Consider the following 13,876-nt stretch of genomic DNA (forward strand, 5'->3'; position numbering starts at 1 on the left):
CGTGCGATCGAAAGGGGCGGAAATGGAAGATTCAGGCGGTTGCGCCGACCGGCGCCCCCTGGTCGGCCGTGCGCAGGCACGCATCCAGGAGGGGGGCGATGACGGCCGTCGCGGCGGCGCCCGGCAGCCCGGCGTGGGTGCTGTCCACCGCATGGCGGATCAGCGTGCCGACGTGCGGCTCCCACATGCGCGGGTCCAGGCCCGAATCGGCGTGGTCCAGCGCGGCCTGGAAGTGCAGCGCCGCGCCCTCGTAGCGCGCGTGCCGATGGCGGCGCACCAGGCGGTTGGTGTGGCCGACGGTCTCGAAGACCGCGTCCAGCCGCGCGTCGGACAGCGCGCCCAGCGGGTGGCCCTGGGCGCGCAGGAAATCGACGACGCCGCGCCGGCTCAGGCGCTCCGGCGACAGGGCGTGCGGATCGGCGCCGGCGATGTGCAGCAGCGCCTTGTACAGGTCCTCGGGGGCGGGCTCCGGGCGCTCGCGCCAGGCTTCGCAGGGGTAGGCGTCCAGCAGGGCGACGACCCCGACGGCCTGGCCGCGCGCCTGCAGTTCGACGGCCACGGCCTGCGCCAGGATGCCGCCCACGGACCAGCCCGCGAGGTGGTAGGGGCCTTCGGCCTGGAGCGACAGCACGCGCTCGGCGTAGGTGCGCGCCAGGGCGGCCAGGCTGTCGGCGGGCGGCTGGCCGTCCAGCGCCAGGGCGGGCGCCTGCAGGCCGTGCACCGTGCGCGGCGCGGGCAGGGCGCGGGCCAGGGCGCCGTAGCACCAGGACAGGCCGCCGGCCGGATGGATGCAGAACAGCGCCGGGCGGCCCGCGGCCTCGCGCAGGGTGACGACGGGGCCGAAGCCGGCCTGCGCGGCGCCCGCCGCGCGTCCGGCCGCGTCGTCCAGGTGGGCGGCCAGGCGCGCCACCGTGGGGTACTGGAAGACCGTGCCCAGCGACAGGTCGTGGCCGTCGCGCAGCGCCAGGGCCAGGCGCGCCGCCAGCAGCGAATGTCCGCCCAGCGCGAAGAAGTCGTCGTCCGCGCCCGGCAGTCCGGGCAGCGCCAGCACGGCGCGGAAGGCCTCGGCCACCCGGCGCTCGGTGGCGGTGCGCGGCGGCCGCGCCGCGCCCTGGCCCGACCGTTCGGGGACGGGCAGCGCCTTGCGGTCGAGCTTGCCGTTGGCCGTGACCGGCAGCGCCGCCAGCGGCACCCAGGCGGCCGGCACCATGTAGTCCGGCAGGCGATCGGCCATGTGGGCGGCCAGGGCGTCGCGGTCGAAGGCGCGGCCGGCCTCGGGCACCACGTAGGCCGCCAGCAGCGTCTGGCCGGGCCGGTCCTCGCGCGCCAGGACGGCCGCCTGGGCGACGTCCGGGTGGGCGGCCAGCACGGCCTCGATCTCGCCCAGTTCGATGCGCTGGCCGCGCAGCTTGACCTGATGGTCCAGGCGCCCCAGGTAGACCACGGCGCCGTCCTCGCGCCGCGTGGCCAGGTCGCCGGTGGCGTACAGCCGGTCGTCGGGCAGGCCGGGCGGGGCCGGGACGAAGCGTTCGGCCGTCAGGTCGGGCCGTCCCAGGTAGCCGGTCGCCAGCTGGCGGCCGCCCAGGTACAGCTGGCCGGGCGTGCCGGGCGGCACGGGCCGCAGGCGCTCGTCCAGCACGTGCAGCCGGGTGTTCCAGACCGGCCAGCCGATCGGGATGGGCTGGCTGTCGTCCTGGGCGCCGGCCGGCCAGTAGGACACGTCCACGGCGGCCTCGGTCGGGCCGTACAGATTGTGCAGCTCCGCCCGGATGGTGCGGTGGAAGCGGTCGCGCAGGGCGGCGGGCAGGGCCTCGCCGCTGCAGAACACCAGGCGGGCCTGCAGGCCCCGGGCGGCGGGCTCGTCCAGCACGGCCGCCAGCATGGACGGCACGAAATGCAGCACGGTGATGCGCCGTTCGCGCACCAGGCGGCACAGCCAGGCCGGGTCGCGGTGCGCGTCGGGCGGGGCGGCCACCAGGCAGGCGCCGCTCAGGAAGGGCAGGAACAGCTCCCAGACGGATACGTCGAAGGTCGCCGGGGTCTTCTGCAGGATGCGGTCGTCCGGCCCGATGGCGTAGTGCGCGCGCATCCATTCCAGCCGGTTGACGATGGCCGCGTGGGGCACGATCACGCCCTTGGGCGCGCCGGTGGAGCCGGAGGTGTAGATGACGTAGGCCGGGTCCTCGGGGCCGGCGGCCGGGCCTTCGTCCGTGTCGCGGCCGGCGGCGGGCCCGGGATCGGCCGGGGCGTCCGCTGCGCCCGGGCCGTCCGGCTCGTCGGCCGCGCCCAGCGCCTCCGCCGCCAGCGGCCGGGTGTCCAGCCCCGCGCACAGCGCGGCGGGGCCGATCAGGACGCGCGCGCGGGCGTCGTCCAGGATGCCGCGCAGGCGCGCGGCCGGCTGGCGCGGGTCCAGCGGCAGATAGGCCGCGCCGCTGCGCAGGATCGCCAGCAGGCACAGCACGCGCCGCGCCGAGCGCGGCAGGGCCACGGCCGTCAGCACGCCCGGGCCGGCGCCCAGGGCGCGCAGGCGGCGCGCGGCGCGCGCCGTCCAGGCGTCGATGTCGGCGTAGGTCCAGCTGCCGGCGTCGTCCTCCAGGCCGACGCGGCCGGGCTCGGCGCGCAGCCGTTCGTGGATGCGCGACCAGAGCGTGCCGGCGGGCACCGGGTGGGCGGTGCGGTTGGGAGCCAGCGCCCAGCGCTCGTGCTCGTCCGCCGTCAGGGTGGGCACGTCCGCCAGGCGGGGCGCGGCCAGGGCGGCTTCGAGGAAGGCCGTCAGGCGCCTCAGGTGGGCCCGGACCTGCTCCGGGGCGTACAGCTTGGGATTGGCCTCGATCTCGATGCGCAGGCCGCCGCCGTCGGGCGCCGCCCGGAATCCGAGGGTCAGGTCCTCGACCGGCCCGGTGCACAGCACGGCTTGCGCGGCATCCAGGCCGGCGGCCGCGTAGGGTGCGTCGAAGGGCAGGACGTTCAGGATCGGGCCGTGCAGGCGCGGCAGGCCGCCCGGCAGCGCCAGGTCGCGGCGCAGGTGCTCGGCGCGGTAGCGGCTGTGGCGCCGCAGGCCGCGCAGCGACCGGGCGGCGTCCCGTACCGTCTCGGCCAGCGGAGCGTCCTCGTCCGGCGTCCAGACCCAGGGCAGCACGTTCATCACGGTCGCCACGGCCCGGGCGCTCCTGCTGCCCAGGCGGCCCATGGCCGGCACGCCCGATACGCATCCGGACGGCCCCAGGTGGCGCGCCACGTAGGCGGCACCCAGGGCGGTGAGGATGTCGGGCCAGCTGACTTCGGCGGCCGCTTCCAGGGCGCGCAGCGCATCCGCCAGCGCGGCGGGCGCCTCGTGCTCCAGGCGCAGGCAGTCGTGGGCGCTGAGGGCCGATGCCGCGGCCAGGCTGGCGGCGGGCACGTGGCCCGCGCAGTGCGCCAGCCAGAATTCCCGGGCCTGCGCGCGCTTCGGGTCGGCGCGCCAGGCGCGGTCCTCGTCCCAGACCGGCGCCAGCGGCGCCAGCGGCGGTTCGCGCTCGGCGGCGCCTTCGCCCAGCGCCCGGTACAGGCGGATGGCGCGGCCCTCGATCAGGGCCATGCCGTAGCCGTCGGCGGCCAGGTGGTGCACGCGCTGGTACCACAGCGCCAGCGCCGGGCCGCACAGGAACAGGACCTGGCACGCGAGGGGATCGCGCAGGGGATCGACGGGGCGGCGCAGGTCGCCCCGGATCCAGGTGTCCGCCTGGGCGTGCGCCTCGGTTTCGGGCAGGTGGCGCAGGTCGCGGATCTCCAGGCGCGGCGCGCGCACGGGGTCGATGCATTGCGCCGGGCCGTCGGGGCGGTCCTCGAAGCGCAGGGACAGGGACTCGGCCTCGGCCAGCGCCTGGTTCACGGCCCGCTCGAAGCGCGGCACGTCCAGCGGGCTGCGCAGCGTGGTGCAGTGCGCCGGATTGAAAATCGGGTTGGCCGGGTCCAGGCGCTGGGCGTACCACAGGCCTTCCTGGGCTTCGGTCAGCGGCGCCCAGGCCGCGGCGGCGTCCGGCGCGGCCGTGGCTGCGCCGGACGCCGGCCGGGCGGGGATCGGATCGCTCATGCCTCGCGCGCCAGGCCGCGGGCCACGATCGCCCACCAGTGCGCCAGGGTGGCGTCGGCGGCCAGGTCGGCGAATTCCAGCTCCGCGCCCGCCTCGCGCCATTGCGCGGCGAGCTTCATGAGGCGCATGGAATCCAGGCCCAGGTCCATCAGGTTGTCGTCGTCGAGGATGTCGGAAGGCGATTCGTGCAGCATGCGGGCGATGTCGGCGCGCATGGATTCGAGGCTGAGGGCGGTCATGTCGGTGAGGGTGATCCGTATCGATGAAGGGGCGGCGCCGTGCGGCTCACTGCGCGGCGCGTTCCTGGCTTTCCTGTTCCAGCAGTTGAGCGCGCAGCTGGGCGCGCAGGGCCTTGCGGCTGATCTTCAGGGCGGCGGTGGAGGCGAACCGGTCCACGAACACGATCTGGTCGGGGACCTTGAAGTCGGCGATGCCGCGCGCGCGGATCCAGCGCTTCAGGTCCGCCGGGCGCGGGCGTTCGCCCTTGGGGATGACGAAGGCGCAGCTGCGCTCGCCCAGGTATTCGTCCGGCACGGAGACCACGGCGGCGTCGAAGACCTGCGGGTGCGACAGCAGGTGGTCCTCGATCTCCTCGGCGGAGATCTTTTCCCCGGCGCGGTTGATGTGGTCGCCCGCGCGGCCCTGGACTTCCAGGTAGCCCTCGGGCGTCATGCGCACCACGTCGCCGGTGCGGTAGTAGCCGTCCTCGGTGAAGGAGCGCGCGTTGGCCGAGGGATTGTCGTGGTAGGCGCGGATCGTGTAGGGGCCGCGCGTGAGCAGGTGGCCCGCCTGGCCCGGCGCGACCGGCCGGCCCTCGTCGTCGAGGATCAGGATCTCGTCGTCCGGGCTGATGGGGCGGCCCTGGGTGTGGATGACGAGCTCGTCCGGGTCGTCCAGGCGGGTGTAGTTCACCAGCCCTTCCGCCATGCCGAAGACCTGCTGCAGCGTGGCGCCCAGCGTCGGGCGCACGCGGCGGGCGATCTCGGCCGACAGCTTGGCGCCGCCCACCTGGATGGCGCGCAGGCTGGACAGGTCGCGCCCCGAGGCGGGCGCGCGGTCCAGCCATTGCAGCAGCAGCGGCGGCACCAGGCTGGTGACCGTGACGCGCTCGCGCTCGACCAGGGCGAAGGCCGACTCCGGATCGGGCGAGGGGCAGAGCACCACGCGGCCGCCCGCGTACAGCGTGCCCAGGAAGCCGGGCGAGCTCATGGGGAAGTTGTGCGCGATCGGCAGCGCGCCCAGGAACACGCTGTCCGCGTCCAGCCCGCAGATGCGGGCGGATTCGCGCAGGGTGTAGATGTAGTCGTCGTGCGTGCGCGGGATCAGCTTGGACAGCCCCGTGCTGCCGCCCGAGATCTGCAGGAAGGCCACGTCCTGGCCCTGCGAGACGCTGGCCGGGACGGCGGCGCCGTCGGCGGCGTAGAGCGCGTCCAGGCGCGGGAAGGCGGCGGCTGCGCCCTGCGCGGCGACCGCCGGGCTCGCCGCGGCCGCCGGGGTTGCCGTGGCAGTGGCTGCCGCGGGCGCCGTTGCGGCGGGGGCGGCGATCCAGACGTGCTCGACGCGCGGCTGGCGGGCCTGGAGTTCGCGCGCCAGTTCCGTGTAGTCGAAGCCGGCGTGCGCGGCGGCGGCCACGTAGGCGCGCGCGCCCGAGCCCCGGGCGAAGTGCTCGATCTCGGTGATGCGGTGCGCGGGCAGGGCGTAGACCGGGATCAGGCCGGCGCGGAACAGGCCCATCACCACGGCGATGAAGTCGGGGACGTTGGGCAGGTGCACCAGCACGCGGTCGCCTTGCTGCAGGCCCGCGCCCAGGAATCCGGCCGCCAGGGCGCTGGCGCGGCGGTCCAGTTCGGCGTAGGTCCAGCGCTGCTCGCCGCCGATCACGGCCAGACGGTCGGGATGGGCCGTGGCGCGTTCCCGCAGCCAGGCGCCGAAGGTCTCGTTGCGCCAGTAGCCGGCCGCCCGGTAGCGGGCGGCGAACGCGTCGGGCCAGACCTGGACGGGCCGGGACGGTTCGCCGGATGCGTCGGCGGCGCGCGGGGCGGAATCGGAAGCGGGGGAGATGGAGGCCATCGTCATGGTTCAGGCGTCAATGATCTGAGCATGATAATGAGAATGATTATAGTCTATGGAAAGAGGGAATCCAGCCCTTGGATTCAGCTTGCAGTCAGCTTGCGGCCAGTTTTCAGTCGGGTTGCGGTCGGGTTGCAGTCGGCCTGCGGCCAGCTGTCCGAGCTGCCTGCCGGTCCGGGTGGCTCGTCCGCTTCGGCGGACGTGTTCCGCCATCGCGCGTCCCGTCCCGCATTCCGTCCTGTGCGGCGATGCCGTTCATCCGTCCCGGTCGTCGTTCCAGCCATCGTCCGGTGCGCCGATCCAGTCGGCCAGCGCCAGCGTCCTCAGGGTCCAGGCGTCCGGAGGCGGCGCGCCGGGGGCCGGCCGCCCGCCGGCGCACGAGGCGGTGTCCGGGCCCGGCGCCCCTCCGGGCAGGCACAGCGCGGCGCAATGGCCGGGTTCCGACCACAGCAGCCGCACCCACAGGCCTTCGGCTTCGGGCAGGCCTGAGACCGGCGTCCAGCCCGCCGTTTCGCCGGGTCCGCCCGGTCCGGCGGATTGGCCGGGTTCGCGGGACTCGCCTGGTTTGACCGGTTCGGCCGGTGCGTCGGATCCGCCGGCGTCCGCCAGCCGCAGCGCCCCGGGCTCGACCGACAGCCCCAGGCCGCAGGCCTTGAGGATGGCCTCGCGGCGGACCCACTGGGCGCAGAAGGCCCGGGGATCGGGCGCGGCGCCGGATCGGCCCGCCGCCGGATGGTCCCGCGCTGGAGGGTCCAGCGCCGGATGACTCGCCGCCGGGAGCGGACCGCCGGTGACCAGCCGCCACAGCGCCGCGTCCACTTGATCGGGGCAATGCTCCACGTCCACGCCCAGCGGTCCGGGGCCGACTCCGACCAGGACGAGGTCGCCGCTGTGCGCGATGTTGAAATGCCAGGCGGCCGCCACCAGCATCGGCTTGCCGTGCGGCCCCGCACCCAGCGGGACGTCCGCGGGCGCCAGGCCCAGGCGCCGGCCCAGCAGGCGGCGCGCCAGCGCGCGGCCGACCAGGCTGCGCAGGCGGTCGTCGGCGCGCCGCAGGCGGGCGATCCGGCGCCATTCGTCCTCGGGCAGGTCCAGGCGCAGGCGCGCGGCTCCCGCGGCGTCCGGCAGTCCCCGGGACAGGATCAGCCGGTACGGGGCGCGGGCGTCCGGGGCGTGCATGGTGGGCCGGGCGGCAGGCGGCGTCGTCCGGCGCGCGTCACGTCGTGGCGGCGAGCGCCATCGCCCGCCGCGCGCTGGCGCGCAGCGCGTCGCCGTGGTGGGTGCCGTCCAGGCGCTCCAGCGCACAGTCCAGCCAGGGGATGCCGGCCAGGCGGTCCAGCAGGGCCTCCAGCCGCGGCAGGGTCGGGATGCCGTCGGCCGGACGGCGCGGGCGCGTGGGATCGAGGGGCCGGGGATACCAGCGCTCGTCCGTGCCGGCCATGAGGGTCAGCCGCACCCGGGGCGCCGCCGGATGCGGGCGGGGCGTGGATGGGCCGGCCCCGTCCGGACCGCCGGGCGCCGGAGAAACGGCATCGCCCGGGCTGGCCGGACCCCCGGGCGCCTGGGCGGGATCGGCCGGCAGGCTGCGGGGCAGCCCGTCCAGCAGGGCCTCGATCCGTCCGTCGCGCCACCAGAGCGAGGGGCTGGCGCAGATCGTGTGGGCGAACCGGCCGGGGTGCCGCACCAGCGCGTAGAGCGCGCACAGGCCGCCGTAGGAATGGCCGTACAGGCACAGGCGGCGGGGATCGAGGGGCGCCTGGGCGCCCGCCCAGTCCAGCATCGGCCCCAGCAGCGCATCCAGGAACGCATCCGCGCCGCCGCACTGCCATTCGGGCCGGCGCGGATCGGGCCAGCGGCCGCCGTCCGGCGCGGGCGGCGTGAAGTCCAGCGCGCGCCGCGCCAGGGCCTGCGCCTGGAGGCCGGCCTGGGCCGGCCCGCCCTGCCTGGACAGCCGCGGCAGCACGGGGCCGTGCATGCCGCCGTGGCCCGGGATCAGCACCGCGCAGGCCGATTCGTGGCCGGTGGGCGGATCCAGCGGCCACACCCAGTCGCCGTCCAGCAGGACCAGCAGCGGCCAGCCGCGCGGGGGCGGTGCGCCGGCGGGAACGTGCAGGCGCAGGCGGCGCGCGCCGGGCGCACCGGCCGCCAGCACGGTGGCCCGCAGGCTCATCGGGCGCCGGGCCCGGCCCCGGGTTTCAGGTCCACCAGGTAGGTGCCTTCCAGGGGGACGGCCAGGAACCGTTCGTTGATCTCGCGCAGCGTCCCGGCGGGATCCACGTCGGCGAAGCGGTCCGGATGGATCCAGTGGGCCAGGGCCTCGATGAAGACCACGTGCAGCGGCGAATCGTTGAAGGCGTGCCAGATGCCGTGGCTGTTGCCCGAGCGCACCGCCGGCAGGGCGCCCAGGCGGTTGGATTCGATCAGGCGCGCCAGGCTGGCGCGGGCGTCGGCCTCGGACACCCCGGCGCCGATCGCCAGACCCGTGCCCTTGCGCGAGCCGGTGCCGGTGGCGACGTAGACCTGGGGGGCGCGCGCGTTGATGTATTCAAAGTTCAGCTTGCCCGTGGCGCTTTTCAGGACGTCGGCGCCGATGTTGTGGCCGCCCGCGTAGGCGATCATTTCGTTGAAGGTGCCCGTGCCCGGCGAATTGCAGCAGTCGGTGCTGCCCGCGTGGGCATGGACGAAAACCGGCGGACGCCGGTCCGCGGGCAGGTCGGCCAGCCGTTCGGCGACGGTGCGCATGTGCTGCTGGTAGAAGGCGATGAAGGCCTCGGTGCGGTCCGCCTGGCCGATGGCGCGCCCCAGGGCGCGCAGGCTGGGCACGGTGTTTTCCATCGGCCGGATGAAGAAGTCGATCACGATCACCGGCACCCCGGCGGCCTCCAGCCGGCCGATCAGCGGCGATTCGCTGGCCGGCTGGCCGGGCGCCAGGCCGGCGAAGGTGGCGGTCATCACCACCAGGTCGGGACGCAGGGCCAGCGTGCGCTCCACCGAGAACGAGTCCGGCGTGTGGCGCCCCACGACCGGCACCTGCGCCAGGGCGGGGAAGCGTTTCAGGGCGACTTCGTAGTCCGGCGCGAACGAGGTCCGGAACTCGTCGGACCAGCCGGCCAGCAGGGCGGCCGGATCCGGCGCCAGCAGGGACAGCACCTGGAAATGCCGCGCCTGCGCCAGCACGACCCGGTGCGCGGGCCCGGGCAGCGCGACCTGGCGGCCCAGGACGTCGGTGACCTGGATGGGGGCGGCCGTCGCCGCGCCGGCCAGGCAGGCCAGGACCAGCGGCAGGGCGCGCAGGAATTTCAGGAGTGCGGACATGGGGGGATTATCGCAGTCAGGAGGCGGGGGCGCACAGCCCGTCGATCAGCACATGGGACAGCCCGCGCGAGCAGGTTTCCACCCGGGCCTCGACCTGGTAGACGTCGGCCAGGGACCGGGCCGTGACGACCTCGTCCGGCCGGCCGTGGCCGACCAGCTCGCCCGCGCGGATCAGCAGGGCCTCGTCGCTGCGCTGCAGGGCGATGTTCAGGTCGTGCAGCACGATCAGCGTGGTCAGGCCGTGCTCGCGGGTTTCCTGGGCCAGCAGGTCCATCACGTGGCACTGGTAGTTCAGGTCCAGGGCCGACAGCGGCTCGTCCAGCAGCAGCAGGCGCGGCGTGCGGATCAGCGCCTGGGCCAGGCCCACCAGCTGCTTCTGGCCGCCGGAGAGCTGGTCCAGGTAATGCATGGCCAGGTGTTCGATGCCCAGGCGTCCGAGCACGTCCAGGATGCGCTGCGGGCTCGCGTCCTGCGCGCGCGGATCCAGCTCCGAGGCGCGCGCGGCCACCATCACGGACTCGAAGACCCGCAGGTGCACGGCCGCCGGCAGGGACTGCGGCAGGTAGACCACGCGCTGCGCGCGGCGCTCGAACGACAGCTTCGTCAGGTCCTGGCCGTCGAGCAGCACCTGGCCGCGCTCGACCTTGAGCAGGCCGGCGAGGGCCTTCAGCAGCGTGGACTTGCCGCTGCCGTTGGGGCCCAGCAGGGACACCACCCGGCCGGGCAGCAGCGGCCCGGCGGTCAGGTCGCGGATGATGGCGCGGCGGCCGTAGGCGACCGACAGGTCCTGGATCTGCAGCATGGCTATTTCGGCATGGCTATTTCATTTGGCGGCGCAGCACCACCGCCAGGAAGAACGGCACCCCGACCAGCGAGGTGACGATGCCCACCGGCACGATGATGCCGGGCACGATGTTCTTGGAGGCGATCGAGGCGAGCGACAGGATCGTCCCGCCCACCAGGGCGCTGCCCGGCAGGTAGAAGCGGTGGTCCTCGCCGAACAGGCGGCGCGCGATGTGCGGCGCGATCAGCCCGATGAAGCCGATGGTGCCGACGAAGGACACGGCCAGCGCGGCCAGCACGCTGATGCGCACCAGCGCCGTCAGCCGCAGGCGCGGCACGTCGATGCCGAAGCTCGCGGCGCGGTCCTCGCCCAGGCGCAGCGCCGTCAGCTTCCAGGTGTCGCGCAGCGACAGCGGCAGCAGCGCGGCGAAGACCAGCAGCAGGATGCCGACCTTCGGCCAGGAGGAACGCGCCAGGCTGCCCATGGTCCAGAACACCAGGCCCTGCAGCGCCTCGGCGCTGGCCACGAACTGCACCAGCGACACCGCCGCGTTGAAGGAGAACACCAGCGCGATGCCGAACAGCACCAGCCCGGACGTGCTCATCGAGCCCCAGCGCGCCACCGCGTCCAGCAGCAGCGCCGAGACGAGCGCGAAGACGAAGGCGTTGGCGGCGATGGTCCAGGACTGCGGCACGCCCGGCAGCGACAGGCCCAGCACGATGGCCAGCGACGCCCCGAACGCCGCCGCCGACGAGAGTCCCAGCGTGAAGGGGCTGGCCAGCGGATTGTTCAGGATGGTCTGCATCTCGCCGCCCGCCAGGCCCAGGGCCAGGCCTACCGCCACCGCCATCAGGGCGTAGGGCAGGCGGATGTCCCAGACGATGACGCGGGTGGTCGGGTCGGCCAGATCGGGGTGGAACAGCGCATGGCTCAGCTCCGCCCAGCCCAGGCCCGACGGGCCCAGCATGAAGTCCGCCAGGATCGAGGCCAGGATGACGACCGACAGCAGCGCGACCATCAGCCAGCGGCGGCGCAGCATGCGCCGGTAGTCGGTCAGAACCGGAGCGGAAGTCGTCAGTGAGGCGTCCATGCGAAAGAGGGGCGGCAGTCCGCCGTGCGGGACGGCAGGTGCGGGACCGGAGTGGGCGGATGAATGAGCGTATAGGGACTGTATAGAATGAGAACCGTTTACGGCCCCGCCAGTATAGTGGAACATGACTTCGCCCGCCTTCGATCTGCCCCTGGAAGACGGCCGCACCTGCGCCGTGCGGACCGCCCTGCCGTCCGGCCTCATGCCCGCGGACGGCTGGCCCGTGGCCTACGTGCTCGATCTCAAGCAGTTCGAGTCCATGCGCGCCGATCCGGCGGGCCTGCCCGGCCTGCTGGTGGGCCTGGGGCCGGGCGTGCCCGAAGACCGCCGCTGGGACTACGTGCCGGCCGGCTGGGGTGCGCGCCGGGCGGGGCGGCCGGCGGAACCGGGTCCCGGCGCGGCCGGGACTGGCGCTGGGGCCGGAGTCGGGACCGGAGCGGCGGCCGCCGGCGCTCTCGCCCTGCCCGGCGCGCGCGCGGGCGCCGCCCGCTGGCTGCGCGTCCTGGACCGCGTGCGCGGCCGGGTCGGCGGCGAATGGCGCCTGGACCCGCGCCGCCAGGTCCTGTGCGGCCATTCCCTGGGCGCCCTGTTCGCCCTGTACGTGCTGACCCACCGGCCGCATGCCTTCGACGGCTACGTGCTGTCCAGCCCCTCCGTCTGGTGGGGCGGCCGCTACGCCGGCCGGCTGCTGCGCCGCCGCCGGCCCTGGCTGTGCGCGCGCGGCGTGCCGGCGCTGGGCGTGCGGCTGACCGTGGGGGAATACGAGCAGGGCCTGGCGCCCGAGGAATGCGGCCCCGGCCTCGCCGAGGAGGAGCGCGCCCGCCGCCTGGCCATGCGCCGGTCGCGCGCCATGGTGGACGGCATGCGCGAGCTGGCCGGGGAACTGGCCCTGTGCCCCGGCCTGCGGCTGGAGGGCGCCGTGCTGCCGGGACGCACCCACCGGACCGCGCCGCTCGACGCCTTGATGCCGGGCTGGCGCTGGCTGCTGCGGATGCTATAGTTAAGGTATAAATATTAATTCTCATTTGCGTTCACAGGGATACGGGAGGCTTGCGCCGGGTATCCGAGGGACCGGCAGTTCATGGAATCCACAGAGCCGGGGACGGGCGGCCTGGTCGCCAGCCTGACCCATCATTACGACGACCTGGTCGGCTACGTCGGCCGCCGCTTCGGCGACGCCGATTTCGCGCGCGACGTGGTGCACGAGGTCTGCGTCGACCTGCTGGACCGGCCCGAGCCCGCCGGCGTGCGCCAGCCGCTGGCCTTCCTGCGCCGCGTGCTGCGCAATCGCGCGATCGACCGGCGCCGCGGCGACGCCGTGCGCGCCCGCCTCGCCGAGACGCTGGCCGGCCGCATGGTCCAGGCCGAGCACGAGGATGCCGCCACGTATCTGCGCGGCATGCAGGCCACGGAGGAACTCGCCGCCGTGATCCTCGCCCTGCCCGACCGGGCGCGCCAGGTCTTCATCCTGCACCGCCTCTACGACATGCCCCAGACGGCGATCGCCGGCGAGCTGGGGCTGTCCCTCAACGCCGTCGCCAAGCACTACGCGCAGGCGATCCGGCGCATCCGCGAGCGGTGGGTGCCCTGATGCCCGGCCGGCGGATGCCCCCGGCGCCCGCACGCCCGCCCCAGGCGGACGCCGACCCCTTCGTGCCGTTCGAGGACGCCCTGCGGGCCCGCCTGCCCTCGCGCGAGGACATCCTGCGCGAGGCCAAGGCGCAGTCGGCGCAGCGCCGGCTGCGGCGCCGCCGGGGCGCGGCGGCGGTCTGCGTGGCGCTGTGCGCGGGCCTGTGGGCCTGGAATCCGGTGCTCAAGGAGCGCACCGTGGTCGTGGCGGCGGGCGCGCCCCGCGCCTGGACGGCGCACGCCGGCACGGTGGTCGCGCTCGACAGCCGCTCGTCCCTGACGATGCAGCTGCGGCTGCGGTCGCGCGACCTGCGCCTGAACGCCGGCCAGGCCGTGCTGGACGTGGCCGCGGACTGGCGCCCGCTGCGCGTCCACGTGGGCGACACCGTCATCCGCGACATCGGCACGGTCTTCCGCGTGCGGCGCGAGGGCGACGGCGCCCAGGTGGCCGTGCTGGAAGGCCGGGTGGAAGTCTCGGGGCCGTCCGGCCGGGCGGAGCTGGGCGCCGGGCAGGCGCTGGACCTCGGCACGCTGCGCCCGCTGCCCGCCAGCGTCGCCGCCCTGGAGCGCGAGACCGCCTGGCGCGAGGGCCGGCTGCGGTTCGACGGCACGCCCCTGTCCGAGGTGCTGGCGCTGCTCGGCCACTACCGCGCCGCGCCCGTCCGCTGGGCCGGCGGTCCCGTGCCCGGGCCCGAGCCGCGCCTGTCGGGCGAATACCGCATCCGCGACGTCGAAGCGCTCATCGACAGCCTGCCCGCCATCCTGCCCCTGCGGGTGGAGCGCCGCCCGGACGGTCTCGTCCTGGTATCCGCCCGCTGAGCCCGTCAATCCCGCTGGAAATCCGCTGAAATCGTAAATATTGGTAACCGCACGTCCAGGTCGGGCGAGACCGGATCGTCATCACTCCTGATTTGAT

Annotated in this window: 11 protein-coding genes; 3 read left to right on the plus strand and 8 right to left on the minus strand. The window is 74.9% G+C overall.

Features of this window, described 5'->3' with window-relative positions; translation table 11 throughout:
- Positions 1–31: 31 nt before the first annotated feature.
- The 8 genes from HNR28_RS10450 to HNR28_RS10485 form a co-directional block, all read right to left on the minus strand.
- On the minus strand, positions 32–4,072 hold the full coding sequence (locus tag HNR28_RS10450) for a non-ribosomal peptide synthetase (RefSeq protein ID WP_184142843.1): 4,041 nt from the start codon (positions 4,070–4,072) through the stop codon (positions 32–34).
- A complete protein-coding gene (locus HNR28_RS10455) occupies positions 4,069–4,311 on the minus strand; it encodes a phosphopantetheine-binding protein (protein ID WP_043678849.1) in 243 nt (80 codons plus the stop codon). Before HNR28_RS10455 ends, HNR28_RS10450 begins: the two co-directional genes overlap by 4 nt.
- A 46-nt stretch (positions 4,312–4,357) precedes the next feature.
- A complete protein-coding gene (locus HNR28_RS10460) occupies positions 4,358–6,148 on the minus strand; it encodes a (2,3-dihydroxybenzoyl)adenylate synthase (RefSeq protein WP_221291661.1) in 1,791 nt (596 codons plus the stop codon).
- 249 nt (positions 6,149–6,397) lie between these two features.
- Entirely contained in the window at positions 6,398–7,321 is a 924-nt protein-coding gene (locus HNR28_RS10465; protein WP_184142846.1) for a 4'-phosphopantetheinyl transferase family protein, read from the minus strand.
- Positions 7,322–7,358: 37 nt separating this feature from the next.
- Positions 7,359–8,312: an alpha/beta hydrolase gene (locus HNR28_RS10470; RefSeq protein WP_184142849.1), complete on the minus strand. Its 954-nt coding sequence runs from the start codon at positions 8,310–8,312 to the stop codon at positions 7,359–7,361.
- The gene (locus HNR28_RS10475; RefSeq protein ID WP_151025589.1) at positions 8,309–9,457 is read right to left on the minus strand and encodes an ABC transporter substrate-binding protein; all 1,149 of its coding nucleotides are present in this window, start codon (positions 9,455–9,457) and stop codon (positions 8,309–8,311) included. The genes HNR28_RS10470 and HNR28_RS10475 overlap by 4 nt, the downstream gene beginning before the upstream one ends.
- 16 nt (positions 9,458–9,473) lie before the next feature.
- Complete coding sequence (locus tag HNR28_RS10480) at positions 9,474–10,259, minus strand: ABC transporter ATP-binding protein (protein WP_151025588.1); 786 nt, start codon at positions 10,257–10,259, stop codon at positions 9,474–9,476.
- Between the two features lie 16 nt (positions 10,260–10,275).
- Positions 10,276–11,331: a FecCD family ABC transporter permease gene (locus HNR28_RS10485; RefSeq protein ID WP_043678845.1), complete on the minus strand. Its 1,056-nt coding sequence runs from the start codon at positions 11,329–11,331 to the stop codon at positions 10,276–10,278.
- A gap of 124 nt (positions 11,332–11,455) precedes the next feature.
- Between HNR28_RS10485 and HNR28_RS10490 the strand changes: the two genes are divergently transcribed.
- The 3 genes from HNR28_RS10490 to HNR28_RS10500 all read left to right on the plus strand — a co-directional run bounded on the left by HNR28_RS10490 (position 11,456) and on the right by HNR28_RS10500 (position 13,779).
- Entirely contained in the window at positions 11,456–12,331 is an 876-nt protein-coding gene (locus HNR28_RS10490; protein ID WP_184142852.1) for an alpha/beta hydrolase-fold protein, read from the plus strand.
- 81 nt (positions 12,332–12,412) lie between these two features.
- The gene (locus tag HNR28_RS10495; protein WP_043678842.1) at positions 12,413–12,922 is read left to right on the plus strand and encodes an RNA polymerase sigma factor; all 510 of its coding nucleotides are present in this window, start codon (positions 12,413–12,415) and stop codon (positions 12,920–12,922) included.
- A gap of 14 nt (positions 12,923–12,936) precedes the next feature.
- The gene (locus tag HNR28_RS10500; RefSeq protein ID WP_151025483.1) at positions 12,937–13,779 is read left to right on the plus strand and encodes a FecR family protein; all 843 of its coding nucleotides are present in this window, start codon (positions 12,937–12,939) and stop codon (positions 13,777–13,779) included.
- Positions 13,780–13,876: the final 97 nt, after the last annotated feature.

It is taken from the genome of Castellaniella defragrans (assembly GCF_014203015.1).
In the GTDB taxonomy this organism is placed as follows: Bacteria; Pseudomonadota; Gammaproteobacteria; order Burkholderiales; family Burkholderiaceae_B; genus Castellaniella; species Castellaniella defragrans.

What these genes read in the sequence shown, in the direction of transcription:
- HNR28_RS10450 (WP_184142843.1), bottom strand. Translation starts at nt 4,072, where the DNA reads ATGAGCGATCCGATCCCCGCCCGGCCGGCGTCCGGCGCAGCCACGGCC.
- HNR28_RS10455 (WP_043678849.1), bottom strand. Translation starts at nt 4,311, where the DNA reads ATGACCGCCCTCAGCCTCGAATCCATGCGCGCCGACATCGCCCGCATG.
- HNR28_RS10460 (WP_221291661.1), bottom strand. Translation starts at nt 6,148, where the DNA reads ATGACGATGGCCTCCATCTCCCCCGCTTCCGATTCCGCCCCGCGCGCC.
- HNR28_RS10465 (WP_184142846.1), bottom strand. Translation starts at nt 7,321, where the DNA reads ATGCACGCCCCGGACGCCCGCGCCCCGTACCGGCTGATCCTGTCCCGG.
- HNR28_RS10470 (WP_184142849.1), bottom strand. Translation starts at nt 8,312, where the DNA reads ATGAGCCTGCGGGCCACCGTGCTGGCGGCCGGTGCGCCCGGCGCGCGC.
- HNR28_RS10475 (WP_151025589.1), bottom strand. Translation starts at nt 9,457, where the DNA reads ATGTCCGCACTCCTGAAATTCCTGCGCGCCCTGCCGCTGGTCCTGGCC.
- HNR28_RS10480 (WP_151025588.1), bottom strand. Translation starts at nt 10,259, where the DNA reads ATGCTGCAGATCCAGGACCTGTCGGTCGCCTACGGCCGCCGCGCCATC.
- HNR28_RS10485 (WP_043678845.1), bottom strand. Translation starts at nt 11,331, where the DNA reads ATGGACGCCTCACTGACGACTTCCGCTCCGGTTCTGACCGACTACCGG.
- HNR28_RS10490 (WP_184142852.1), top strand. Translation starts at nt 11,456, where the DNA reads ATGACTTCGCCCGCCTTCGATCTGCCCCTGGAAGACGGCCGCACCTGC.
- HNR28_RS10495 (WP_043678842.1), top strand. Translation starts at nt 12,413, where the DNA reads ATGGAATCCACAGAGCCGGGGACGGGCGGCCTGGTCGCCAGCCTGACC.
- HNR28_RS10500 (WP_151025483.1), top strand. Translation starts at nt 12,937, where the DNA reads ATGCCCCCGGCGCCCGCACGCCCGCCCCAGGCGGACGCCGACCCCTTC.